The organism is Gordonia sp. (in: high G+C Gram-positive bacteria) (assembly GCF_049647785.1).
GTDB lineage: Bacteria > Actinomycetota > Actinomycetes > Mycobacteriales > Mycobacteriaceae > Gordonia.
Genome location: NZ_JBARYI010000079.1, coordinates 47052 through 70068 on the forward strand (window position 1 = coordinate 47052; position 23017 = coordinate 70068).

Genomic DNA, 23017 nt, shown 5'->3' on the forward strand with positions numbered 1-23017 from the left:
CCTGGCTTCAATCAGCGATCGGTGTCGACAATGTCGACGCGCATGCCGCGGCCACCGATACCGGCGACCAGGGTGCGCAGCGCGGTGGCGGTACGACCATTACGGCCGATCACCTTGCCGAGATCGTCAGGATTGACGTGAACCTCGACCATCCGACCGCGACGGCCGGTGATCAGGTCGACGCGAACGTCGTCTGGGTTGGAGACGATTCCGCGAACGAGATGTTCGACGGCGTCAGCGACGATTGCGCTCACGCGTCGGCCTTGGCGTCACCGGCTTCTTCGGCTGCAGCCTCGGTGGCCTCAGCTTCAGCGGCCTTTTCTTCCTTCTTGGCAGCCTTCTTCTTCGCGGTGGTTGCGGCAACCGAGGGCTCGTTCTCGGCGGCGGCGAGCGCAGCGTTGAACAGGTCCTGCTTGGAGGTCTTGGGCTCTGCGACGCGCAGGGTGCCTTCGGCGCCCGGCAGGCCCTTGAACTTCTGCCAGTCACCGGTGATCTTGAGGATGGCGGCGACGGGCTCGGTCGGCTGCGCGCCGACGCTGAGCCAGTACTGTGCGCGCTCGGAATCGATCTCGATGAGCGACGGCTCTTCCTTCGGCTGGTACTTGCCGATGGTTTCGATGACGCGGCCGTTGCGGCGGGTGCGGGCGTCGGCAACCACAACGCGGTACTGCGGGTTGCGGATCTTGCCGAGGCGGACGAGCTTGATCTTGACAGCCATGCGGGCTCTCCTTGTGTGTCACAGCGCAATTCAGCGACCCGCCGATTGGCGACGAGTCCGGTTTTGCGATCTCTTCAGGGGTGACCGCCGGTCGGCCTTGGCCGGTTCCGGCGAACCAGCGTTTCATTCTGCCAGAGCAGTGGGCCTGCACCCAAACCGCGTGCCGCCCCAGCCACCACCGAATATCGGTCCTGGGCGCTGCACCCGGTAGCGTGTCACCGAGATCGACGCCACGACGAGTTGTCGACCAGACCTCCGGAGACCTGAGAAGCCCATGCTGCATGCCTTGTCGCTCGCCTTCGTCGACTCGGTCAATGTGTTGCTGATCGGGGTGCTGGTGGCCCTCGCCATGATGTCTGCTTCCGGCATGTATCGCCGGATCGCCCCGCTGCTGCTGATCGGCGACTGGCTGGGCGTGTTGGTCCTCGCCTTCATTGTGCTGCTAGTTTTTGACGGCCTGCAGTCACTCGTCGACGCGGTCCTTGCGTCGCCGGTATTTGGCATCCTGCTGATCCTCACCGGTTTGTTGACCGCGTTCTTGACCGTCCAAGGTGGCGATTCGTCGGCGCTGGTCGACAAAATTTTGAGCCCTCTGCGCCGACCGTCGGCCCTCACCGTCCTGGTCGGGTTCGTCCTTGGCTTAATCCAGTCGGCGACGTCTGTGCCGTTCTATGCGGGCCTCGCGATTCTCTCGGCGGCGGACATCCCCGTCACCGAGCGGTACTTGGGCCTCATTCTTTACGCCACCGCAGCCCTGAGTTTGCCGTTTCTGGCTGGCTTGGCCTTGGTGGTGGTTCGCGCCCGCCCGCACTCCTGGATTGGCCGCGTTTTTGCCGCGGGACGTCGCAACCAGGCCGCCGTCGCCCGTGGCGCGGGCTGGCTGGTCACCGCCCTACTCGTTGCGATAGGCGTACTTCAGATCGTGGGCTAGATCCCAACTCAAGCGATCTTGACGCCACCGCAGAACACGTGAATGGGCCGACGCAGGGTCGACAAGTCCTGAGCCGGATCGGCATCGAGGACGAGGAAGTCCGCGCGGGCACCGTGTTCGATGCCCGACTCCCCCAACCATGCTCGCGGCGCGGTCGACGCTGCAGTCAGTGATTCCAACGGCGAGAAACCAATGCCAACCAGCGCTTCCACTTCGTCAACGATGCGGCCGTGGCCAATGAAGCCGCCGGCGTCGGTACCCGCGAAAATCCGGACGCCCGCCTCTCGAGCCTTCGCGAAGACATCTCCGCGACCCGCGTACAGCGCGCGCATATTGGCCTGGTATTTCGGAAAACGATCGGCACCATCGGCGATGTTTGGGAAGTTCTCGAGCTGAATCAGCGTCGGCACCAGCGCAATATCTCGGCGCACCATCTCGTCGATCAAATTCTCGTCGAGTCCGGTGCCGTGCTCGATCGAGTCGAAGCCGGCTCCGACAATATCGGGCAGCGCATCGGCCCCGAAGACGTGCGCGGTGATTCGCGCGCCGTTCTCATGCGCCGCAACAACCGCCGCGTCCAACTGCGCGCGCGTCCACAGCGGCGCGAGGTCGCCGACCTCGCGGTCAATCCAGTCGCCAACCAACTTCACCCAGCCGTCGCCTTCGCGGGCTTGCCGTGCGACTTCCTCGGCCAGGGTGTCTGGGTCTTCGAGTTCAATGCCGTAGTCGCGCAGGTACCGCTTCGGGCGGGCAATGTGCTTTCCGGCGCGGATGAACCGCGGACCTGCCGGATCATCGTCGAGCGGACGTGTGTCGAGTGGTGATCCCACCTCGCGGATCAGCAGTGCTCCGGCACGTGCATCCTCGGTCGCGAAGCCGCGGGCCCGCTCGATGGTGACGCCGAGTCCCGGCGCGATACCGACGTGATTGTGAGCGTCGACCAGTCCCGGAATGATCGCGGCACCCTCGACGCGCTCTGCACCGGCGACGGGCTCGGTGGAGATCACGCCGTCGGCCACCCAGAAATGGAGTCTTTCGCCGGTGAACGGGTCAGTGCCGGTCAATTCCAACGCTGCAGACACAGGTCTCACACCTCTCTAACGACCGCGGCGTCCCCGTGAGGACCCACCGAGGACTATTTGTCCTCGGCTACCTCTCACGGGGACGCCACCGGTTGTACTCGACTACTACTGCTGTACTCGCTACTTTTTGGGGAACTTCAGGTCGTTGAGGTCGATACCTTCGAGGCCCGGCGGAAGTTCGTCCAGCCCCGGCGGCATGTTCGACAAGTCGAAGCCCGGAGGCATGCCCGGCATTCCCATCCCCGGCATGCCGGGGAATCCGCCGCGCATGGCCTTGGGTGGCGTCGGTCCGCGTCCGCTTCCCTTGCCCTTCTTCCCCTTCTTGCCCTTGCGGTTGTTCTTTCGCCCGCCGCCCATGCCCATACCCATGCGGCCGGACATCTGCGACATCATCTTGCGCGCAGCAAAGAAGCGATCAACGAGTTGGTTCACGTCGGTCACCGTGACACCGGAACCCTTGGCGATACGGATGCGGCGCGAGGCGTTGATGATCTTCGGATCGTCACGCTCGGCGGGCGTCATGCCGCGAATAATCGCCTGGATCTTGTCGAGCTGCGAGTCGTCGACCTGCGAGAGGGCTTCCTTCATGTCACCGGCACCCGGCAGCATGCCGAGGATGTTGCCGATCGGGCCCATCTTGCGGATCATCATCATCTGCTGAAGGAAGTCCTCCAGCGTCAGTTCGCCCTGACTGATCTTGGCGGCAGTCTTCTCGGCTTCGGCGGCATCGAAGTGCTGCTCGGCCTGCTCGATAAGCGAGAGGACATCGCCCATGCCGAGAATGCGGCTGGCCATGCGGTCGGGGTGGAAGACATCGAATTCTTCGAGCTTTTCGCCGGTCGACGCGAACATGATGGGTCGACCGGTGATTTCGCGGACCGACAGGGCCGCACCACCGCGGGCGTCACCGTCGAGCTTGGTGAGGACCACACCGGTGAAGTCGACACCGTCGGCGAAGGCCTGGGCGGTGGTGACCGCGTCCTGACCGATCATGGCGTCGAGCACAAACAGGACTTCGTCGGGGCTGGTGGCGTCGCGAATCGCGGTCGCCTGGCTCATCAACTCCTGGTCGATACCGAGACGACCCGCGGTGTCAATGATGACAACGTCGTGCTGCTTGTCGCGCGCTTCCTGGACACCGGCTTCGGCAACCTGGACCGGGCCCTGCGAACCGTCGACGCCGAGTGAGCCTTCGCCACCCACCGAAGTACCGGGGTTGGGAGCGAACACCGGCACGCCAGCCCGCTCACCGACGATTTGCAACTGCTGCACGGCGCCGGGACGCTGCAGGTCACAGGCCACCAACAGCGGCGTATGCCCCTGCGTCACCAGCCATGCCGCCAGCTTTCCGGCAAGCGTCGTCTTACCGGCACCCTGCAGACCAGCCAGCATGATGACCGTCGGCGGGTTCTTCGCGAGATTGAGCCGTCGGGTCTCGCCGCCCAAGATGGCGATGAGTTCCTCGTTGACGACCTTGACGATCTGCTGCGCCGGGTTCAGCGCCCCGGAGACCTCGGCGCCCTTGGCGCGCTCTTTGACGCGTCCAATGAACGAACGCACAACGGGCAACGAAACGTCGGCCTCGAGCAATGCCAGTCGGATTTCCCGTGCGGTGGCATCAATATCGGCGTCAGTAAGCCGCCCCTTGCCGCGCAGGTCCTTCAGAGCACCGGTCAACCGGTCAGAGAGGGATTCGAACATTCCCCCATCTTTCCACGTCGACGCAACCGGCGGGCCCGCGGGAGGCGTACACCGTCACCGCGCGGGCGCGCAGACCGCGAGCACCGCGGCCGTCAACGCTTCCCTGGCCGCGACACTCTCGTCCGGCAAAGTGACGCTGAACGTGTCGACGGCGGTGGCACCCAGCGTCGAGACCGTCGCCCAATCGACGTTGACCCCGCCCGCTTCCAATTCTGCGGCGACCTTCGCGAGGAGCCCCTCATCGTCGGCGGCCCGCAGTTCAAGGAGCCAATGCCCCGCGCCCCCGGTTAACCAACGGGCTCGCGGAGGTGCGACGACCCGCGTGACCGGAACCGCCGTTTGCGCGGAAGTTCCGGCCTCGGGTAGTCGTGCCGCGGTGCGCGCGGCCAGTTCGACGATCGGGTGGTAATCACCGGCCAACGACGCATTGAGTCGCTGCCGCAGCAACTGGGCGTTGGGTGGCCCACCGAAGGTCGGCATCACAACAAACGTGTCGACGGCGTGGCCCGCATGCGAGGCGAGCGTCGCCGAGTGTGCTTGCAGCCCCGCCACCGCCAACACGCCCGCCATCGTCGACAGCAACCCTCGACGGTCCGGCGCAATCATCGTCACGATCGACATGTTGGGGCCATCGCCCCGTTCCACCAGCACGTGCAGGCCACCTCGCTCGGCAAGGTCGCGCAATTCCGGTGATACAGGTTCCGGCACGGAGATCGGAGACCCGCCGATATGCGCGACGACGCGATCGACCAACCCCGAAATCAGCGACGACTTCCACTCACCCCACACCCCTGGCCCCGTAGCGCGTGAGTCGGCTTCACTGAGGGCACCGAGGACTTCCACGACCACCGCGTTGTTCCCCAGTTTCTCGGCTACTTCGGCAACGACCGCCGGATCGGTCGAATCCCGACGCGTCACCACTTGATGCAGCAGCAGGTGGTGCCGAACCACTTGGTTGACGACTTCACGGTCCGGTGCCCACAGCCCCAATCGCCGTCCGACGGTGTCGGCGAGTTCGGCACCGACCTCGCAGTGGTCTGGCCCGCCCGGGCCATCTTTTCCGGCGGAACTCTTCCCGATGTCGTGCAGGAGCGCACTCAGAAGCAGGAGGTCGGGCCGCGACAGGCTGGTTGTCAGTTCCGCGGAGAACGCGACCGTCTCGATGAGGTGCCGATCGACGGTCCACGTGTGGATGCCGTCACGTGGCGGCACGTCACGGACGCGATCCCATTCGGGAAACAATCGACCCCAAAGACCTGCACGGTCGAGCATTTCGACGGGACCGGCCATATCGTGCCCCGATGCCAGCAGAACCAGCAGATCCGAGAGCACCTCAATTGACCAGGGCTCCGGCATCGGCGCGCCGTACTTGGCCAGCCGTTCCAGGGTGGGCCCGTTGATCGGGAGTCGGTTGCGCGCCGCGGCGGCGGCCACGCGGATAACCAACCCCGGATCGCTGCTCGGGATGGCCGATCGCGCCAACACCACTTCGCCGTTGTGTTCCACCACCCCTTCGTCGAGTGGGCGACGTAGCGGCGACCGTCGTAGTCGGGAAAAACCGCGACGACTAACCGCATTCTGTGCGGTCCGCAGGCCGGCGTCGACGGCATACGACGCGGTGCGCCCGGCATCGCTGATTCGGCGTGATAGTTCGAAGCGGTCACCCACTCCCAACGCCTCGGCGATCTCGTCCGCGTCCTGCGCGCGAACCTGATCACGGGAACGGCCAGCAATCCGGTGGGCTTCGTCGCGGACGCCGAGCAGAAAGTCGTATGCCTGCGCCAACGGTGACCCTTCGGTACCGGGGTCCAACCGATCCAGACCGTCCGTCAATTGAGCGAGGGCCAAAGCATTGAGCAATTGGATGTCGCGGAGGCCACCGCGACCATTCTTCAAATCCGGTTCCGCGCGGTGCGCGATATCCCCGGACCGCCGCCACCGATCCTGGGTTGCCTCAAGCACCTGCGGCAGTCGCAGTCGTGCCTCAGAGCGCCACAAGTTGCGGACCGAGGTGGTCATCAGCCCGGCAAGATCCGCGTCACCGGCGATGAAGCGGGAGTCAAGTAATCCCAGTGCCGCGGTGGCGTCTTCCCGGGTGACCCGCAGGGCGTCCGGGACCGAACGCACGCTGTGATCGAGCTTGATCCCTGCGTCCCAGAGCGGATACCACAGTCCGTCTGCCACCTGCGACAGTCGTTCCGGGTAGCGGTCGTCGTGCACCAGGATCAGGTCCAGATCGGAGTATCCGACCATCTCGTTGCGGCCCAGACTGCCGACCGCCACGACGGCGAATCCGCTCTGATCGACGATGCCGAGAGCTTTGGCGCGCTCGCTGATCCAGTCTTCGAATACCGCGCCGATCGCTGCCCGACGCCTTGCCCCGGTCAGTGATTCATCTTGCAGGACAACTGTTCTGACGGCAGCCAGGGTGGCCCCGGACGTTGGGTCCGGGGCCGCGCGGCCATCAGATGGCTTCGGGTCCGCGTTCACCGGTTCGCACCCGAATGATCGACTCCACCGGCATCACCCAAACTTTGCCGTCACCAATCTTTCCGGTGCGGGCGGCTTCGACGATGACGTCGGTGACCTGGTCGACGGCTTCGTCATCGACGACTACCTCGACGCGCACCTTCGGGACGAAGTCGACGGCGTACTCGGCACCGCGATACACCTCGGTGTGCCCCTTCTGGCGGCCGTAGCCTTGTACTTCACTGACGGTCATCCCGACGATCCCGATTTGCTCAAGCCCCGCCTTCACATCTTCGAGGGTGAACGGCTTGACGATTGCGGTGATCAGCTTCATGGATTACCCCTTCTCTCACAAACGAGACTAGTTGCTAGAAGAACTCATGCCGGCTCATACGCGCTCTCGGCGTGCTGCGCGCCGTCGATCCCGCCGAGTTCGGCCTCGCGGTCGACCCTCCAGCCCAAGGGCTTGAGGACGAGTGCGATCAGGTAGGTCAAGATTCCGGTAAAGGCGAGGGCACTGAACGCGATGACGGTCTGGACGGCAAGCTGCTTCAGGTCGTGGCCGTAGAAGAGTCCCGTTTCCTTCGCGAGGAGGCCGATGGCGATAGTTCCCCACAGACCGGACACCAGGTGGACGCCGACGACGTCGAGCGAATCGTCGAAACCGAACCGGTACTTCAGGCTGATCGCCAATGCCGAGAGGATGCCAGCAACAACACCGAGCAGTAGCGCGCCAACCGGTGTGATGGATCCGCACGCCGGAGTCACCGCGACGAGACCGGCGACGATGCCGGAAGCGGCGCCGACGCTGGTGGGGTGACGGTCGCGGATCCATTCAACGATGAGCCAACCGACCATGGCGGCGGCGGTAGCGGCCGCGGTGTTGACCCAAGCGAGGCCAGCAATGCCGTCTGCGGCGAGCGCGGAGCCCGCGTTAAAGCCGAACCAGCCGAACCACAGGAGTGCGGCACCGAGCATGACGAAGGGAATGTTGTGCGGGCGGTAGGCCGTGTTGCCGAATCCGCGACGCTTACCGACGACCAGGGCCAGAACCAAGCCCGCGATACCGGCATTGATGTGTACGACGGTGCCACCGGCAAAGTCGATGGGTGCCACTTTGGCCACGCCGTCGGCCACGCCAAACATCCACGACGCGATCGAGTCTTTGGCGTTGGAGAGCAGTCCCCCACCCCACACCATGTGGGCGAGCGGGAAGTAGACGATGGTGGTGAACAGCACAGTGAAGGCAACCCACGTAGCGAACTTCACGCGTTCGGCGAGGGCACCGCTGATGAGGGCCACGGTAATCACGGCGAAGGTCAACTGGAACGCCAAGAACACGATCGCGGGGATGTGGGTACTGCCCCACACGACGACCTCGGTGGTCCCGTTGACGTCTCGTGTCTGCGTCAGCTGATCAGATCCGAAGAGCGACAGCGGGTTGGAGAAAACGCCGCCGATGTCACCGTCGCCGGTGAGGCTGTTTCCGAAGGACATTGAGAAGCCCCACAGGATGTAGATGACGGTCACTGTTCCGAGTGCCGCGAACGACATCATCATCATGTTGAGTACTGATTTGCCACGGGAAAGTCCGCCGTAGAAGAACGCCAGGGCCGGCGTCATCAGCAACACGAGCGCGGCGCTCATGAGGACCCACGCGGTATTGCCCGCGTCAATTGTTCCGAACACGTCGTCCGGCAAGGCAATCTGCACGGTTGCACCTCCTCGAAGGAACGTCGCCCATCGACGTCCCACGAGAAGAATGCAAGCGAAGTGTTGCGTGCCGTTACGCCCCGATGTTTCGACTTCGTCAAGGATTCCCGCTTGTGTTTCGGCTGTGTAACTCGCCGCCCGCCCAACTTTCGCGCTCGGGCCACCCCTTCCCCGCCCGCCCCTTTTCTGTCACAAAACGACCAGACCGTCACCGATCGCACTGATCGGTGACGGTCTGGTCGGATGTCGACGACGCTTTGTGACAGAAAAGGGACGAATTCGACGGTGGGCCGACGTCCTACAGCGATTCGCGGAGGACGTGTTTGACGATCTTGCCGCTCGGATTGCGCGGAAGAGCATCAACGACGACCACTTCTCGGGGCAGCTTGTAGCGCGCGAGCTTGTCGGCGAGAAATTCACGCACCTCTTCGACGGTGATATCGGCACCGTCGTTCGTGACACACACCGCGACCACCGTCTCACCCCATTCTGGGTGCGGCCGACCAATAGTCGCGACGTCGGCCAGGCGCGGGTGACCGCGCAGCACCTCTTCGACCTCCTGCGAATGGACGTTCTCACCTCCGACGATGATCACATCCTTCAGGCGGTCGACGATGTAGAGGTAGCCGTCGTCGTCCATGCGCGCGACGTCGCCGGTACGGAACCAGTCACCGTCGAACGAGTCTGCGGTCGCGGCGTCGTTCTCGAAATAGCCGATCATCCGGCTGTCGCCGCGGAGCCAAATCTCGCCCGTGCCTCCGGGGCCAACGTCGACGCCGTTCGCGTCGACCAAACGTAAGTCGATGGCAACCATGCCACCCCGCCCGATGGATCCAGCTTTGGTTACTTGTTCGTGCGGATAGAGCGCGGTGCCCGCGGGTCCCATCTCGCTCATTCCGTACACCTGGAAGAACCTGTCACTGCGGTAGGTATCGACCAGCCGACGAGCGGTGTGCTCCCCCAGCGATGCCCCGCCGTACAGCCACTTCGACACCGTCGACAGGTCGTAGTCGGCAAAGTTGATCTTCCCGGCGTCGGCCATCTGAACGGGCAACAGGTACGCGATCGGCGAACCAAAGAACGCGGTAATCCGGTGCTTATCGACAGTTGGGAGGAACGCGGTCGGGTCAAATTCGCGCATCAGCACCGTTGTGGCACCGAGAGAAATCATCGTCAGGAGCCAGTCGTTCAGCGGTGCCGCATGCCAGATGGGCATCGCCAGCAGGAACCGCTCTTCGGAAGTGAAGCCGAGAGTCGCGGACAGCGCCGGACCCAGTCCCGAGAGGGTGCGATGCGTATGCAGGCACCCCTTGGGTGAACTTGTGGTCCCGGACGTATAGAGGATCTGTGCCACATCGTCGAGGTTGCCGCTGACCGGACCCACGATGGGTGCGGCCCCCGCCACTAGCGCATCGAAATCCGACAGCCCCTCGTGGCCGGATTCGGTTGTCAGCCAAGAGGTTTCCGAACCGGCGCTCACAGCGGTGGCCGCCAGCGAGCCCGACACCACGCCGATCGACGCACCACTGTGCCCGACCGCGTAGGCCACCTCCGGTGCAGCGAACTTGTGATTGACCGGGACCAGCACAGCTCCGGCAAACCACGCGCCGAACGCCGCGACGACAAAGCCCGGCGTGTTGTAAGTCATTACCGCGACGCGGTCGCCCGGCTTGACGCCAGCCTCAACGAAGACCGATCCCGCACGGCGGCACTTGTCGAGCAGGTCGTAGTAGGTGATCGTTTCCGCCCCAAACTCCAGGGCGGGTTTCGTTGGGAATTGGCGCGCACTGCGCTCAAGGGTGGCAGTCAGATGCATCAAATGGGTCTTTCGATGGGGAGGATTGGTGAACTAGCAGGTCACGCCCGTGCGGCAATGCCAGCAAGGTCGAGCGAGGAGTCGAGGACGCCATACATGTGGCCGGGGTCAGCGATACGGCCAGCCATGAAGGCGTCGGTCACCGACTCCGGTGCCTGGCGGATGAGAATGGCACCCTGCAGCGCGATCGCCATGGACTCGGTGAGTCGACGTGCGAGCGCGGGAGCGGCGGTCGGATCGGCTGCTGCTTGCGCGATCAACTTGCGGGTCTTCTCGACGTGCAGGTCGTAGTCGCGATACACGCCGAGCGACCGCTCAAATTCGTTATCGACGGCCTCCACCGACAGCGGATCACGCATCATCGCGCGGAGGACGTCGAGGGCAATCACATTGCCCGAGCCTTCCCAGACGGCCATAACTGGCTGCTCACGGTAGCGGCGCGAGAGCGGGAACCCGTTCTCGCAGTAGCCATTGCCGCCCAGGCATTCCAGTGCCTCGTAGGCGTGGTTGGGTCCACGCTTGCAGACCCAATACTTGCCGACGGCCGTCGCCAGGCGACGGAAGGCGGCCGATTCTTCAGCCTCGTCGTCGTACGCGGCCGCCAAACGCATGCCAGTCCAGATTGCGGCTTCGGCCTCAAGCTGAAGGTCGGCGACGACGGCGGTCATGGCCGGCTGGTCGATCAGCGTGGCACCAAAGGCCGAACGATTGCGAACATGCCAGGCTGCCTCCGCGACCGACTGGCGCATGCCTGCAGCGCTGCCGAGGATGCAGTCGAGGCGGGTCTGGTTGACCATCTCGATGATGGTCCGGACGCCCGCCCCCTCATCGCCGAGACGCCAGCCCACGGTGCCGTCGAATTCAATTTCGCTCGAGGCATTCGACTTGTTGCCGAGCTTGTCTTTCAGCCGCTGGATGTTGAAAACGTTGCGCGTGCCGTTGGGCAGGACGCGCGGAACGACGAAACAGGTGACGCTCGATGCCCCTGGTTGATCCGTTTTCGATTCGGTCTTCGCGAGCACCAGGAACGCGTCCGACTGCGGTGCCGAGCAGAACCACTTGTGGCCGGTGATCAGGTAGGTGCCGTCGGACTGAGCTACCGCGCGGGTGGTGTTGGCGCGAACGTCGGAGCCGCCCTGCTTCTCGGTCATGGCCATGCCGAAGATTGCCGAGGACTTGTCGCCAGCTCCGAGGTCGTGCTGGTAGTCGGTGGAGAACACTTTCGGCAGCCACAGGTCGGCGAGTTTCTCGTCGACACGCAGCGACGGCACCACTGCGTGGGTCATGCTGACCGGGCACGCATGACCGGGTTCAATCTGGCCGAATTGCATGAACATCGCCGCTCGGGCCACGTGTGCGCCGTCGCGCGGATCGGACCAGCAGCTGGTGTGCGCGCCGTGGGCGATGGCGTCGCCGATGATGCGGTGATACGCCGGGTGGAACTCCACATCGTCGATGCGGTTACCCCAGCGGTCGTGCGTCTGCAGCTTGGGGGTGATGGTGTTGGCGAGTTCGGCGTCCCGCTGAAAGTCGGCCTGACCAACAAGGGCACCGGCCGCGGTGAGCGATTCCGTTGCCCAGCCGCCCCCGTAGACGTTTACGGCCTCAACCAGTGCGGTGTGGCTGGTGTATTCATTGATGCCCGAGCGCGGCGGCGCTTGATTGAACACTTCGTGCGTGGTTGCCATGTTGACTCCTCAGTCTTTTCGGGCGAGTGATTGTGGTGGACGCGTCAGGCGGGGCTGGTGGCACCGAGCGCGAGGAAGCAGAAACGTCTGATGGTGGCGACGAGTTCGGTGGGGTCCGCGTGCGGGAGGAGGGTTGTCCCGGGGTCGAGCGCACCGACGAGGGCCTCGGAGATCGCCCCCATCAGCGCCGAGGCGACGACCGGCGCGTCCTGATCGACGAACGCCCCTTGAGCCACGCCGCGGGCGATGATCTGCTCCCCCAGGTCCCGATACGACTGCCGCAAGGTGAGTCGTTCGGCTTCGACTGCCGGGATCAGAGGTTCAAACAGCAACGACCACGCGAGGCGGCGGCCACGGAGGGCTCGATCGGCGAAGACGTCGATGAGGGTGCCCAATTGTTTGCCGGGATCGTCGCCCACCTGGTCGACGGCGCGTCTCACCTGGTTGAACTCGTATTGCGCGGCTTCGCGGAAGACTTCAGCGAGCAACGTCTCCCGGTTGTCGAAGTACGAGTAGACGGATCCGACGCTGACGCCACTACCTTCGGCGATCGCGGCGACCGTCGCACCAGAGAAGCCGGAGTCAGCGATGATCCCGCGTGCAGCGGAAAAGATCGCTTCCCGCTTCGCTTCGGCACTGCGACGGGTGGCCTCGGTCGGTCGGTAAGCCATGTCGCCTCCATTCGGCACGTCCAAATACCTCAAGGACTGAATCCATGTTCAACCCTTGAAAGAATTGAATCATCATTCAATCAATGGCACAAGGGACCGCCTCATTTCTGTCACGAAACGGGTCCGCAAAACGACTAGACCGTCACCGATCGCGTTGATCGGTGACGGTCTGGTCGAATCGTGACAGAAATGCGGAACTGGAGCGAAGCGAAAAGTCCGGGAATAAGAACCGGGGCTAGAGCAGGGCGTCGACGAAGGCTTCGGGGACGAAGGGGGCGAGGTCGTCGGCGCCTTCGCCGAGACCCACCAATTTCACCGGCACCCCGAGCTCTTCCTGGATGCGGAACACAATGCCGCCCTTGGCGGTGCCGTCGAGCTTCGTGAGTACCACACCCGTCAGGTCGACGACCTCGGCGAACACCTTGGCCTGCATCAGGCCGTTCTGTCCGACGGTCGCATCGAGCACGAGGAGCACTTCGTCGACCTTGGCTTTCTTCTCGACGACGCGCTTCACCTTCCCGAGCTCATCCATCAAACCGGTCTTGGTGTGCAAGCGACCAGCGGTATCGATGAGGACGACGTCGACACCCTCGGAGATGCCAGTCGAGACGGCGTCGAACGCGACCGAAGCCGGATCTGCGCCCTCCTTGCCGCGAACAATGCTGGCACCGACGCGTTCGCCCCAGGTCTGCAACTGATCGGCGGCGGCGGCACGGAAGGTGTCTGCAGCACCGAGGAGCACACGACGACCATCGGCCACCAGAACGCGGGCCAGCTTGCCCGTGGTCGTAGTCTTGCCGACGCCATTCACACCGACCACCAGCACCACGGCAGGACCGCCAGCGTGTGGCAGGGCCTTCACAGACCTATCGAGTTCCGGGCGCAACTGTTCGACGAGGACCCGCTTCAAAGCGGCGCGGGCGTCAGCCGCAGTCCGGACCTTGCCGGAGGCGAGTTCGCCACGGAGGTTTTCGGTGACCGTCGCAGTGGCGGCGGTACCCAAGTCGGCCATCACGAGGGTGTCTTCGATTTCTTCCCAGCTGTCCTCGTCGAGGTCGCCAGCACCGAGCAAGCCGAGAACGCTGGCGCCGATGGCACCCTGCGACCTCGCCAACCGGCCGCGCAACCGCGACAGTCGCCCCTCTGTGGGATCGATTTCGTCGAGGGCGGGTGTGGCCAGTTCCGGTGCCACCTCCGGCACCTCGTCGACAATTTCCGGCTCGACCTCGGGTGCAACCGATTCGTCGACGGGAGCCTCGACCGGAACTTCGACGGCCGGAGTTTCCACAACTGGCGTTTCGGCAACCGGACTCTCACCAACCGGAGTCTCGACAACTGGAGCCTCGACGACCGGTTCCTCAACAACCGCATCCTCGACAACCGGCGGTTCACAGACGGTCGGTCCGGTCGGCGGCACGACTGCCGGATGCTCGTCCCGTTCCAGCGTCGCTGACCCGGCACCGCCCTGACTGAAGCTGAACCCGGACTCGGCCTTATAGCCGCCCGACCGGTCGACTTGCCGCTGCGAGCCGTCGGTCACCTGCTCGGCGGCTTCGGTCTCCGACAGCGAAATACGACGCTTGCGGCTCAGTACGTAGCCGGTTACGCCGACAAAGGCGAGGACGGCAACGATCGCGATGATGATCGCAATAATGACTGGGGTTTCCACTTGAGGAGATGTCCCTTCAGCTGGTGGGAGCGGAATCGGTCGTGGTGAGTTCGGGAGTCGCGTCAGCCATCGCCATATCGGGTATATCGACCGTCGGTTTGATGTCGACACCGCGAAGGCGTTGGGAAATCACCTGGGTGATGCCGTCGCCCCGCATACTCACACCGTAGAGCGCGTCGGCGATTTCCATCGTCGGCTTTTGGTGCGTAATAACGATGAGCTGCGACTTCTCCCGCAATTGCTCAAATAGCGAGATCAGTCGACGCAGGTTGGCGTCGTCGAGCGCGGCTTCCACTTCGTCCATCACATAGAACGGTGACGGTCGTGCACGGAAGATCGCGACCAGCATGGCGACGGCGGTCAGTGACTTCTCGCCGCCCGACAACAACGATAGCCGCTTCACTTTTTTGCCCGGCGGTCGTGCTTCCACGTCGACGCCGGTGGTGAGCATGTCGTCGGGGTTGGTGAGGACCAGGCGTCCTTCGCCGCCCGGGAACAGGGTCGCGAACACCTGAACAAATTCCCGTTCGACGTCGGCGTAGGCCTCGGTGAAAACCTGCAGGATGCGGGCGTCGACGTCGTCGATCACCTCCAGCAGGTCTTGGCGAGCGGCCTTGACGTCTTCGAGTTGGGTCGAGAGAAAGCTGTAGCGCTCTTCCAGCGCCGCGAACTCCTCGAGCGCGAGGGGATTCACGCGACCAAGGGTCTTCAGATCTTTCTCTGCCTGCCGCGCTCGCCGCTCTTGGGTGGCACGGTCGTAGGGCATGGGGGCGGGCGCGACGACTTGATCGCCCCGTTCTTTCGCGTCCTGGTATTCGCGCATTTCGAGTTCGGAGGGCGGCATCGAGACGTCTGGTCCATATTCGGCGACGAGGTCGTCGGGGGCGATAGCGAACTGCTCCATCACTTGCTCTTCGAGCTGCTCGATGCGCAGGGCCGCCTGGGCTTTGGCGAGCTCGTCGCGGTGGACGGCGTCGCGCAGCTTGTTCATCACCGTTGTCAGCTGTTCCACCTGGGCGCGTAGCGCATCGACTTCGGCAGTGCGGGCTGACCTAATGCCTTCGAGTTCGTCGCGTGCCTCCGCTGCGGCAGCGGTGGCCTGGGCGACGGAGTCAGCGAGTTGTTCGCCGGTCTCCGTGACTGCGCTGGCAACCCCGGCGGCATAGCGGCGTTGCGCGTCTTGCTTGCGTTGTCGTTCTCGATTGGCGCGCTCGTTGACTGCGGCGCGGCGCAAACTTTCGGCCTTGCCGCGAACCGAAGCCAACCGTTCTTCTTCGGTACGCAGGGTCAGTCGTGTCTCGACCTCCGCCGAGCGGGCCGTCGCGACCTCGGCGGCGGTGGCCTCGCGCATGGCTCGATCTGCATCGCCGGTCGGGGCTTCTTCAACGCCGTCGATCGCCCGCGAAAGTCGTTCTTCCACCTCGGTGAGCTTCTCGAGGTTTTCTGCGCGCCCGAGTTCAACAAAGTTCCGCTGCCGCATCAACCGGTCCGACTCGTCGCGCGCGGCGCGAATATCGGCGCCGAGTCGGCCGAGCGTTTCATAGGCGGCACCGATGTTGGCATCGGACTCGTGCAGAGCGGCCTGCGCGCCATCTGCGGCGTCCTGAGCTTGCATTTGATGCGCCAGCGCGGTCGCGAGTTCTGATTCGAGGCGGGTCACGTCGGCTTCGGCCCGCGCAAGGTCGGAGGTCGCGGTGTCGATAGCCGAGGTGATTTCCAGGGTCGACGGGCGGCGGGAGGATCCGCCTTCGACGCTGGCCGCCGAAATCCGGTCTCCGTCGCGGGTCACCGCGATCAGGCCCAACTCCCCCGCCACTTTGAGGCCTGCGGTGGCATCATCGACCACCACGATGCCGGCCAGCAAGACGTCGAGTGCTCCGGCCACCGATTCGGGCGCTTGCACCTGGTCACGAGCCCACGTCACACCCGCTGGCAACGACACCGTCTGCGTATTGGTCCGCTGGGTCAGTCCGCCGACGATCAAGGCGGCACGACCGCCGTCGCCGCTGCGGAGGTCAGCGAGTGCTTGGACGGCGGCAATCCCGTCGACCGTCGCGATGGCTTCGGCAGCCGGTCCGAGCGCTCCGGCGAGGGCGGCTTCGTATCCGGGGGCGATGGTCAGCAGGTCAGCGAGCGGGGCGAGCAACCCTTCGGTCCCCTGCTCGATCAGCCATTTCCCGCCGTCGGCGCGGTCCAAGCCCACCGACAATGCCTCGATGCGGGCAGTGAGCGACGCGATGGAGCGCGACGCATCGCGTTCGGCGTGCTGCAACTGTTCAACGGCTGCGGTCGCCGCGGTGAGGGCTGCGGCCCGGTTCTCGAAGTTGTCGTCGAGGCCACGTTCGGCGTCTTCGAGGACCGAGACTCGCGCCACCTCTTCATCGAGGGCAACCTGCGCGGCTTCGGCGCGTTCGGCTGCGGCTTCGATCGCTGCGGACAGGCGCGAAGTTTCCGCGTCGACGGACTCGACTTTGGTGCGGAGGTTGGCCGCTTCGCCCTCGAGTCGGGCGAGTCCTTCGCGGCGGTCGGCGACGGCTTGGACAGCTTCCAGGTGCGCGCGTTCGGCGGCGTTGGCTGCCGATTCCGCCGCTTGCAGTTCAGCGGTCGCATACTCCAGTCGCTCAGCGGCAGCTTCAACGGCCGCAGTGTGCTCGGCTTCGGTGAGGGCGGCTTCTTCGGCTTGCAGTTCCAGTTGTTCCGGGTCGGGCCCGCTGGCGGCGACGCTCGGCGACGCCAGGTGCGAGGCGCGCTCGCTGGCCACGCGGAGGGTGCCGGTCACGCGTTCGGACAGCGCGCCCAACTGGTAGAACACTCGGCCTGCCTCGGTGGCGGCCGGCGAGACCTGCGCCAGGTGCTCTTGCGCTTCGTTCAGGGCTTCGGTGGCGGCGTCCAGCCCTGCCGCAACCTCATCCTGCTGGCGACGCACATCGGCTTCGACGGCGCTGTGCTGACTCATCTCGGCTCTGCGGGCGACGAGGTCGTCGGCTGCCAGTCGAAGCCGTGCGTCGCGGAGGTCGGCTTGCACGGTGGCTGCGCGGCGGGCCACTTCCGCTTGCTTCCCGAGCGGTTTGAGCTGGCGGCTCAGTTCGCTCGTGAGGTCGGTGAGGCGAGCCAGATTGGCCGCCATCGCGTCGAGTTTGCGGGCCGCCTTCTCGCGGCGTCGCCGATGCTTGAGGACACCGGCGGCTTCTTCGATGAAGGCGCGGCGTTCCTCCGGTCGCGATTCCAGGATCGCCGAGAGGCGCCCCTGCCCGACAATGACGTGCATTTCGCGGCCGATACCGGAGTCCGACAACAGTTCCTGCACGTCCATCAGACGCACGGTGTTGCCATTGATTTCGTACTCGCCCGCACCGTCGCGGAACATGCGGCGGGTCACCGAAACTTCGGAGTAGTCGATCGGGAGGGCACCATCGGAGTTGTCGATCGTGAGGGTCACTTCGGCGCGCCCGAGCGGTTGCCGACCCGAGGTGCCGGCGAAGATCACGTCGGCCATCTTTCCGCCGCGCAGAGCCTTGGCACCTTGCTCGCCCATTACCCAGGTCAGGGCGTCGACGACGTTGGATTTACCCGACCCGTTGGGCCCCACCACACAGGTGATCCCGGGTTCAAAGCGCAGCGTCGTGGACGACGCAAACGATTTGAACCCTTTGAGGGTGAGGCTCTTCAGGTGCACGACAGTAAAGCCTACCTATCGGCGGTGTCCGATTCCGCGTTCACCTGCGCTTTAGGCGCGTCGCGTCCGGGAGTCAGCGTTCGACGAACCCGGTGAGGTCACCACGCGGGGCATCGAAGGATTCGACGACGAGGTCCACGTGGCCTGCGGTCTTGCCCGAGCGCAATGCCGCAAGGAGTGCCCGTACGGCGTCCGGCGGGCCTTCGGCGACGACGAGGACACGCCCGTCGGGTTGGTTCGAGGCGTAGCCGACCAACCCGAGTTCTAGCGCGCGGGAACGTGTCCACCAGCGGAAACCGACGCCTTGGACGTGTCCGTGCACCCAGGCGGTCAGCCGCTGTGCAGGTTCGGGAGTGGTCATTGTGACTACTGGGTCTCGAACTTCAGGTCTACTTCGGTTCCGGCCTTGAGGGTGCGACCGACGGTGCAGACCTTGTCGATGGCCCGCTCGACGACGATCAGCAGGCGCTCGGCGGCTTCGGCGTCGAGCTCGGACAGGTCGAGTTCGAGCGTCTCGTCGAGCCTCGGATACACCTCATTTTCACGATCGGCGTCGCCGGATACGCGAATCGTGGCGTCGTAGTCGTCGCCGAGGCGACGCGACAGCGGACGGTCGGACGACATTCCCGAGCAGGCGGCCAGTGCGATCTTGAGGAGTTCGCCCGGGGTGAATACGCCGTCGACGTCTTCCGACCCGATCAGCACTTCCGCGCCCCGCGAACTCTGCCCGGTGTATCGGCGGGTTCCGGTCCGCTGGACCCACAATTCAGTCATGTCGCACTGCCTTTCGTCCGGCACGTTCGGCCGTGATTGAGCATAGACGGGTCGGGTGGAGGCCGTTTTCCCCGATCCGCCCCGATCAGTCGAGGACCGCGGTCGCCTCGACTTCCACCAGCACGTCCGGTTCAAATAGCGCTGCGACGCCAATGAGCGAGGCCGGCGGCATCGGGGTCGGCAGCCCGATTTCGGTCGCGATACGAGTCAGCCCCTCGATAAACGCAGGCATCATCGAAGCTTCCCAACCGCGCACGTAGAACGTGAGCCGCACGACGTCGTCGAAGCTGGCCCCGACACCATTGAGACCGCGTGCGGTATTTCGAAGGGCGTGACCAACCTGCGCGGCAAGGTCAGCGCCGCCCAGCGGTTCACCGTCCGCGCCGCGTGCGACCTGGCCGCTGACGTGCACGTGTCTGGTGCCGGACGCGATCGCGACGTGGTGATAGGGAACGCCTTGCATCATTCCGTCTGGGTTCGCGAATGTGACTGTCATGGTGACTCCTTTGCAGTAGGTATATCTTTGATACCAAGGACTGAAAGGGCACTTCAATGGCACTTGATGCGGCGGCAAGACCAGGTATCACCGCCGATACCACCAACGACATCTCCGTGAGCGCCGGTCACCGGGAACTTCTCGGGCATGTGCTCGACAAATGGTCGCTGAGCGTTCTCAATACTCTGTGCGAGAAACCCTCGCGATTCAACGAACTTCGACGCGCCATTCCGGCGGTCTCGCAGCGGTCACTCACGACCACACTGCGACGCTTGGAGCGGAACGGGATTATCGAACGCGAGGTGGTCAGTACCCGTCCGGTCGCCGTCGAATACCGCATCACACCTCTTGGCAAGACCTTGCGCGGGCCGATCGACATCCTGCTGGCCTGGGCCGACGATCACCTCGCAGAGATCGAGTCGGCACGAGCAAGTTTCGACCTCGCAGACGACGAAGGCTAGTCACACTCTCTGCATGCCTGACATGTAATACAGTGAAGTATGGAGAATATCGCCGGGCTCAGGGATCTGAACCATCACCCGGGCGCGCTTCTACGCGAAGTAACCGAAACGAACACCCTCGTCATCACCGAGAACGGCGTTCCTCGATGGCGCGTCATTCCCTATGTCGAAGACCCAAACGCGAACAACCTCGACGCCATGGCTCTACGAGGCCTACTTCGCCGCTCCACTGCGAAATTCACACCTCCGCCGCGGCACAGTTCGCAAACCGGAACTAGCGAACAGATACTCGAAGAATTGCGTGGCGACTGGTGAACGTCATCTACCTCGATACGTCGGCCGCCGCCAAGCTCATTCTGGAAGAACCTGAAAGTGCAGGCGTTGCCGACGCACTTACAGCGCACACTGACGATGGCGGCGAACTTATCTCCTCCGCTCTGCTGCATACCGAACTCAGCCGAGTCGCGTTTCGGGCAGGAGTCCCGCAGCACCATGTGGACATGCTCACCGACATGATCAACCTCGTCGCCGTGACCCAGCCCATCCTCGAGCGGGCCGCCGCCTTCAGGATCCACATCCGGACACTCGATGCGATCCATCTGGCTTCAGCGCAGGCGTTGACGAGCCTTCGGCCCGCAGTGTTGACCTTCGATAAGCAGATGCGCACCGCTGCCCAAGCCCTCAAACTGCCCATCGCTCAGTACACCGCCGGACCAGCAGGTCGCCCCGGCGTGATCATGACCACCGGCGCCTGAACGGTCGGACAGATTCCGCACCCGGGTCTCAATCAGCGAGAGTTCCGCCTTGCACCCGGAGGTCGCTGACATTCCGGACAAAAGAACGACGACCGGTTCATAAATGCCTCCCGAATCATCGGCGTCTCGCAACGCCGGCACGGAAGACCTTCGCGGCCATAAGCATTCAGTGCCCGTTCGAAGTACCCTGACTTAAACAGTATTAGACATTCATAGGCTACAGTGTCCTACTATGACCGTCGCCGCTGCATACCTCCGCGTCTCGAAATCCGATGAGGATGATGACGAGTCACTGTCGCTGGAGACGCAGCGGCGCCGTATCCAGGCGCTTTGCACTGCCAGAGAGTGGGAGTACGGCCCCGAGTACATCGACGACGGCGTCTCGGCGACGAAGGCTCGCGGTGACGACACCGCGTGGTCGACCATGCTCAACCAGGTCGGCTCCGGGGCGTTCGACGTCATCATCGCGCGCGATCTCGACCGCCTGCTCCGGACATTGGAAGACCTCGTGAAACTGATGGAGCGAAAGGCGCGCATCGTCACGATCGACGGCGAGATCGACCTCACGACGGCAGACGGGGAGTTCCGGGCGACCATGCTCGCGGCGGTCGCCCGGTTCGAGATCCGTCGCAAGTCCGAGCGGGCCATCCACGCGAACGAGACGAGGCGGCTGAGGGGCGAGCCGGTGCTGCGGGCGAAGATCCTGGGGTTCGCCGAGGATGGGGTGACTCTGGTCCCCGAGGAAGCGGCCGCGGTCAAGAAGGCGTTCGAGGACTTCGTCACCGGTAAGAAGATCACGCACATCGCCCGTGACCTGAACGCGCTGGGCTACACCAGCTCGAAGGGACGGGAGTGGTCGAATGCGAACATCCGATCACTGCTGGGGAACGCGCGGTACAAGGGCGTGCTGACCAAGTGGGAACCCGACGCCGACAAGCGCAAGGCCACCGGATCGGCCGTCCAGGACTTGACCTATGCCGGTGCCTTCGAGGCGATCGTGAGCGTCGACGTCTTCGACGCCGCACAGAGCAAGCTGAGGGCGCCGGAGCGCCGTCGGGCGTGGGGCACAGAGCCGCGGCATTTGCTGACGGGCCTGGCCTACTGCGGGAAGTGCGCCGACGACAAGACGAAGGTCTACACGTCGTACTACCAGCAGCGCCCCCGCACGTTGAAGTCCGGCGAGGAGCGAACGTACGAACCGGTGCGACTGTACGCGTGCCTCGCGCACAAGCACCTGTCGCGCAATGCCCAGAACGTCGAAGACTACGTCGTCGGACAGTGGCTACTCCCCCGGCTGAGCCGCGCCGACGCCCGCGACCTGTTCGCCCCACCGGAGGAGGCCGGCGTCGACGTCGGGAAGCTGCGCATTGAGCGTGCCGTGGTGAGCGAGAGGATCGACGGGCTGGCTGCGCTCTACGCCGAGGGCGTGCTGGACGGCGACGGCGTCAAGCATGAGTCGGTCAAGCTGCGTGGCCGGCTCGCCGAGATCGACGCCTTGCTGACGCCACGGTCGACGAACCCCGGCCTGACCGTGGTTCAGGCCGAAGACATCGCAGCTGCATGGCACGCGCTGGACACGGCGCGACAGCGGATCATCCTCAACGAAGTGCTGACCGTGACGATCCTGCCCAGCAAGAGGGGCGCGAAGGGATTCGACAAGAAGCTCATCGACGTGCGGTTTCGGTCCGACTAGATCCGGCTACGAACGGCTACACTCGGACCACCCCGGCAGATGCCGGGTGCGCCGCTGTTCGACGGGGTGGCATCCCGCGAACAGTAGAGATTGTTGCCAGGCCGCCTCGGTAGTGGGACCACCGCCACGATGACCGAGCGGCAAGAAGTGGTGGAGCGCGACCGACGCGGTTCGGTCTAGCAGCGGGAACTCCCCCGGCAGGGGCCCGGCGAAGGGTGCGGGCGCTCGACCTCCGAAAGGAGGCGGGCCGATGCTCGCCGTTGCAGATCCCACCCAGTTCACCCTGTCGCTCGCCGAGGCGGCGACCCGTAGCGGTTACAACGAGCGCCATCTGAGGCGACTCAAGGACTCCGGCCGGCTGCCGGCGGCCAAGCTCAAAGGTGCGTTGCGTTTCCGCCCCGAGGACGTCGAAGCGCTCACCAGGCCTCGCATCGCCGATGCCGAAGCCGAGCACGAGCAGCTGGTCGCCGCGATTGTGGCCGCCGCGCCGGCATTCAGTCCCGCTCGCCGGGCCGCCATCGAGGCGGCACTGAGGGGTGCGGAGCGACAAACCGCGACGCGCACGTGAGGCGTGCCCGACTGCGAAGGGAAGGATCCCGTCGGCTTCGGCCGTCGGGATCCTTCGTCATTCCGGGACCACGGGAGCGAGTGTGGAGGTGCCGACAGTCGTTGGGATGGGTGGCATGGGTGGGGGTGTTGAGAAC

20 protein-coding genes and 1 pseudogene are annotated in these 23017 nt (G+C 64.5%); 5 read left to right on the top strand and 16 right to left on the bottom strand.

What is annotated here, in order from left to right:
- Positions 1 to 11 precede the first annotated feature (11 nt).
- Together WBA38_RS13270 and rpsP are read right to left on the bottom strand one after the other, a co-directional pair.
- On the bottom strand, positions 12 to 254 hold the full coding sequence (locus WBA38_RS13270) for an RNA-binding protein (RefSeq protein WP_424296355.1): 243 nt from the start codon (positions 252 to 254) through the stop codon (positions 12 to 14).
- Positions 251 to 718: a 30S ribosomal protein S16 gene (rpsP, locus tag WBA38_RS13275; protein WP_424296356.1), complete on the bottom strand. Its 468-nt coding sequence runs from the start codon at positions 716 to 718 to the stop codon at positions 251 to 253. Before rpsP ends, WBA38_RS13270 begins: the two co-directional genes overlap by 4 nt.
- A gap of 274 nt (positions 719 to 992) precedes the next feature.
- Between rpsP and WBA38_RS13280 the strand changes: the two genes are divergently transcribed.
- Positions 993 to 1649 (top strand): hypothetical protein, encoded by a 657-nt coding sequence (locus WBA38_RS13280; RefSeq protein WP_424296358.1) that lies wholly within the window; start codon positions 993 to 995, stop codon positions 1647 to 1649.
- 8 nt (positions 1650 to 1657) lie between these two features.
- Here WBA38_RS13280 and WBA38_RS13285 read toward each other — a convergent pair whose 3' ends face one another.
- From WBA38_RS13285 to WBA38_RS13345, 13 genes are all read right to left on the bottom strand, one after another.
- Positions 1658 to 2731, bottom strand: a complete 1074-nt coding sequence (locus WBA38_RS13285; protein ID WP_424296359.1) for an amidohydrolase family protein — start codon at positions 2729 to 2731, stop codon at positions 1658 to 1660.
- A gap of 120 nt (positions 2732 to 2851) precedes the next feature.
- Positions 2852 to 4432, bottom strand: a complete 1581-nt coding sequence (ffh, locus tag WBA38_RS13290) for a signal recognition particle protein (protein ID WP_424322883.1) — start codon at positions 4430 to 4432, stop codon at positions 2852 to 2854.
- A 54-nt stretch (positions 4433 to 4486) separates the two neighbouring features.
- Positions 4487 to 6922, bottom strand: a complete 2436-nt coding sequence (locus tag WBA38_RS13295) for a [protein-PII] uridylyltransferase (RefSeq protein ID WP_424322884.1) — start codon at positions 6920 to 6922, stop codon at positions 4487 to 4489.
- Positions 6897 to 7235 (bottom strand): P-II family nitrogen regulator, encoded by a 339-nt coding sequence (locus WBA38_RS13300; RefSeq protein WP_424297467.1) that lies wholly within the window; start codon positions 7233 to 7235, stop codon positions 6897 to 6899. Before WBA38_RS13300 ends, WBA38_RS13295 begins: the two co-directional genes overlap by 26 nt.
- Before the next feature lie 44 nt (positions 7236 to 7279).
- Positions 7280 to 8614 carry an ammonium transporter gene (locus WBA38_RS13305; RefSeq protein WP_424297465.1) on the bottom strand — a complete coding sequence of 445 codons (1335 nt, stop codon included), beginning with the start codon at positions 8612 to 8614 and terminating at the stop codon, positions 7280 to 7282.
- A gap of 298 nt (positions 8615 to 8912) precedes the next feature.
- Complete coding sequence (locus WBA38_RS13310; protein WP_424322885.1) at positions 8913 to 10430, bottom strand: class I adenylate-forming enzyme family protein; 1518 nt, start codon at positions 10428 to 10430, stop codon at positions 8913 to 8915.
- Between the two features lie 41 nt (positions 10431 to 10471).
- Entirely contained in the window at positions 10472 to 12118 is a 1647-nt protein-coding gene (locus WBA38_RS13315) for an acyl-CoA dehydrogenase family protein (RefSeq protein ID WP_424294347.1), read from the bottom strand.
- Between the two features lie 44 nt (positions 12119 to 12162).
- Positions 12163 to 12789: a TetR/AcrR family transcriptional regulator gene (locus tag WBA38_RS13320; RefSeq protein ID WP_424294346.1), complete on the bottom strand. Its 627-nt coding sequence runs from the start codon at positions 12787 to 12789 to the stop codon at positions 12163 to 12165.
- A gap of 235 nt (positions 12790 to 13024) precedes the next feature.
- Positions 13025 to 14458 carry a signal recognition particle-docking protein FtsY gene (ftsY, locus tag WBA38_RS13325; protein WP_424322886.1) on the bottom strand — a complete coding sequence of 478 codons (1434 nt, stop codon included), beginning with the start codon at positions 14456 to 14458 and terminating at the stop codon, positions 13025 to 13027.
- 16 nt (positions 14459 to 14474) lie between these two features.
- Positions 14475 to 18134 (bottom strand): chromosome segregation protein SMC, encoded by a 3660-nt coding sequence (gene smc, locus WBA38_RS13330; RefSeq protein ID WP_424294344.1) that lies wholly within the window; start codon positions 18132 to 18134, stop codon positions 14475 to 14477.
- Between the two features lie 73 nt (positions 18135 to 18207).
- Positions 18208 to 18495: an acylphosphatase gene (locus WBA38_RS13335; protein ID WP_424322887.1), complete on the bottom strand. Its 288-nt coding sequence runs from the start codon at positions 18493 to 18495 to the stop codon at positions 18208 to 18210.
- A gap of 5 nt (positions 18496 to 18500) precedes the next feature.
- Positions 18501 to 18908 carry an OsmC family protein gene (locus tag WBA38_RS13340; protein WP_424294342.1) on the bottom strand — a complete coding sequence of 136 codons (408 nt, stop codon included), beginning with the start codon at positions 18906 to 18908 and terminating at the stop codon, positions 18501 to 18503.
- 85 nt (positions 18909 to 18993) lie between these two features.
- Positions 18994 to 19404 (bottom strand): RidA family protein, encoded by a 411-nt coding sequence (locus WBA38_RS13345; protein ID WP_424294341.1) that lies wholly within the window; start codon positions 19402 to 19404, stop codon positions 18994 to 18996.
- Between the two features lie 56 nt (positions 19405 to 19460).
- Here WBA38_RS13345 and WBA38_RS13350 point away from each other — a divergent pair, with 56 nt between their 5' ends.
- Both WBA38_RS13350 and WBA38_RS13355 read left to right on the top strand, forming a co-directional pair.
- Positions 19461 to 19865, top strand: coding sequence for a winged helix-turn-helix transcriptional regulator (locus WBA38_RS13350; protein WP_424294340.1), 405 nt, complete (start codon positions 19461 to 19463; stop codon positions 19863 to 19865).
- 311 nt (positions 19866 to 20176) lie between these two features.
- A complete protein-coding gene (locus WBA38_RS13355) occupies positions 20177 to 20620 on the top strand; it encodes a type II toxin-antitoxin system VapC family toxin (RefSeq protein WP_424322888.1) in 444 nt (147 codons plus the stop codon).
- 32 nt (positions 20621 to 20652) lie between these two features.
- On the opposite strand, the pseudogene WBA38_RS13360 reads toward WBA38_RS13355, so the two are convergent.
- Positions 20653 to 20814, bottom strand: a pseudogene (locus WBA38_RS13360) (zinc finger domain-containing protein); the annotation flags it as partial.
- A 38-nt stretch (positions 20815 to 20852) separates the two neighbouring features.
- On the opposite strand from WBA38_RS13360, the gene WBA38_RS13365 reads away from it, so the two are divergent.
- On the top strand, positions 20853 to 22313 hold the full coding sequence (locus WBA38_RS13365; protein ID WP_424322889.1) for a recombinase family protein: 1461 nt from the start codon (positions 20853 to 20855) through the stop codon (positions 22311 to 22313).
- Positions 22314 to 22563: 250 nt separating this feature from the next.
- Positions 22564 to 22881 carry a helix-turn-helix domain-containing protein gene (locus WBA38_RS13370; protein WP_424322890.1) on the top strand — a complete coding sequence of 106 codons (318 nt, stop codon included), beginning with the start codon at positions 22564 to 22566 and terminating at the stop codon, positions 22879 to 22881.
- Positions 22882 to 23017: the final 136 nt, after the last annotated feature.

What these genes read in the sequence shown, in the direction of transcription:
- WBA38_RS13340 (WP_424294342.1), bottom strand. Translation starts at nt 18,908, where the DNA reads ATGACTGAATTGTGGGTCCAGCGGACCGGAACCCGCCGATACACCGGG.
- WBA38_RS13350 (WP_424294340.1), top strand. Translation starts at nt 19,461, where the DNA reads ATGGCACTTGATGCGGCGGCAAGACCAGGTATCACCGCCGATACCACC.
- rpsP (WP_424296356.1), bottom strand. Translation starts at nt 718, where the DNA reads ATGGCTGTCAAGATCAAGCTCGTCCGCCTCGGCAAGATCCGCAACCCG.
- WBA38_RS13300 (WP_424297467.1), bottom strand. Translation starts at nt 7,235, where the DNA reads ATGAAGCTGATCACCGCAATCGTCAAGCCGTTCACCCTCGAAGATGTG.
- WBA38_RS13310 (WP_424322885.1), bottom strand. Translation starts at nt 10,430, where the DNA reads ATGCATCTGACTGCCACCCTTGAGCGCAGTGCGCGCCAATTCCCAACG.
- WBA38_RS13345 (WP_424294341.1), bottom strand. Translation starts at nt 19,404, where the DNA reads ATGACAGTCACATTCGCGAACCCAGACGGAATGATGCAAGGCGTTCCC.
- ffh (WP_424322883.1), bottom strand. Translation starts at nt 4,432, where the DNA reads ATGTTCGAATCCCTCTCTGACCGGTTGACCGGTGCTCTGAAGGACCTG.
- WBA38_RS13365 (WP_424322889.1), top strand. Translation starts at nt 20,853, where the DNA reads ATGACCGTCGCCGCTGCATACCTCCGCGTCTCGAAATCCGATGAGGAT.
- WBA38_RS13315 (WP_424294347.1), bottom strand. Translation starts at nt 12,118, where the DNA reads ATGGCAACCACGCACGAAGTGTTCAATCAAGCGCCGCCGCGCTCGGGC.
- WBA38_RS13320 (WP_424294346.1), bottom strand. Translation starts at nt 12,789, where the DNA reads ATGGCTTACCGACCGACCGAGGCCACCCGTCGCAGTGCCGAAGCGAAG.
- WBA38_RS13370 (WP_424322890.1), top strand. Translation starts at nt 22,564, where the DNA reads ATGCTCGCCGTTGCAGATCCCACCCAGTTCACCCTGTCGCTCGCCGAG.
- WBA38_RS13335 (WP_424322887.1), bottom strand. Translation starts at nt 18,495, where the DNA reads ATGACCACTCCCGAACCTGCACAGCGGCTGACCGCCTGGGTGCACGGA.
- WBA38_RS13280 (WP_424296358.1), top strand. Translation starts at nt 993, where the DNA reads ATGCTGCATGCCTTGTCGCTCGCCTTCGTCGACTCGGTCAATGTGTTG.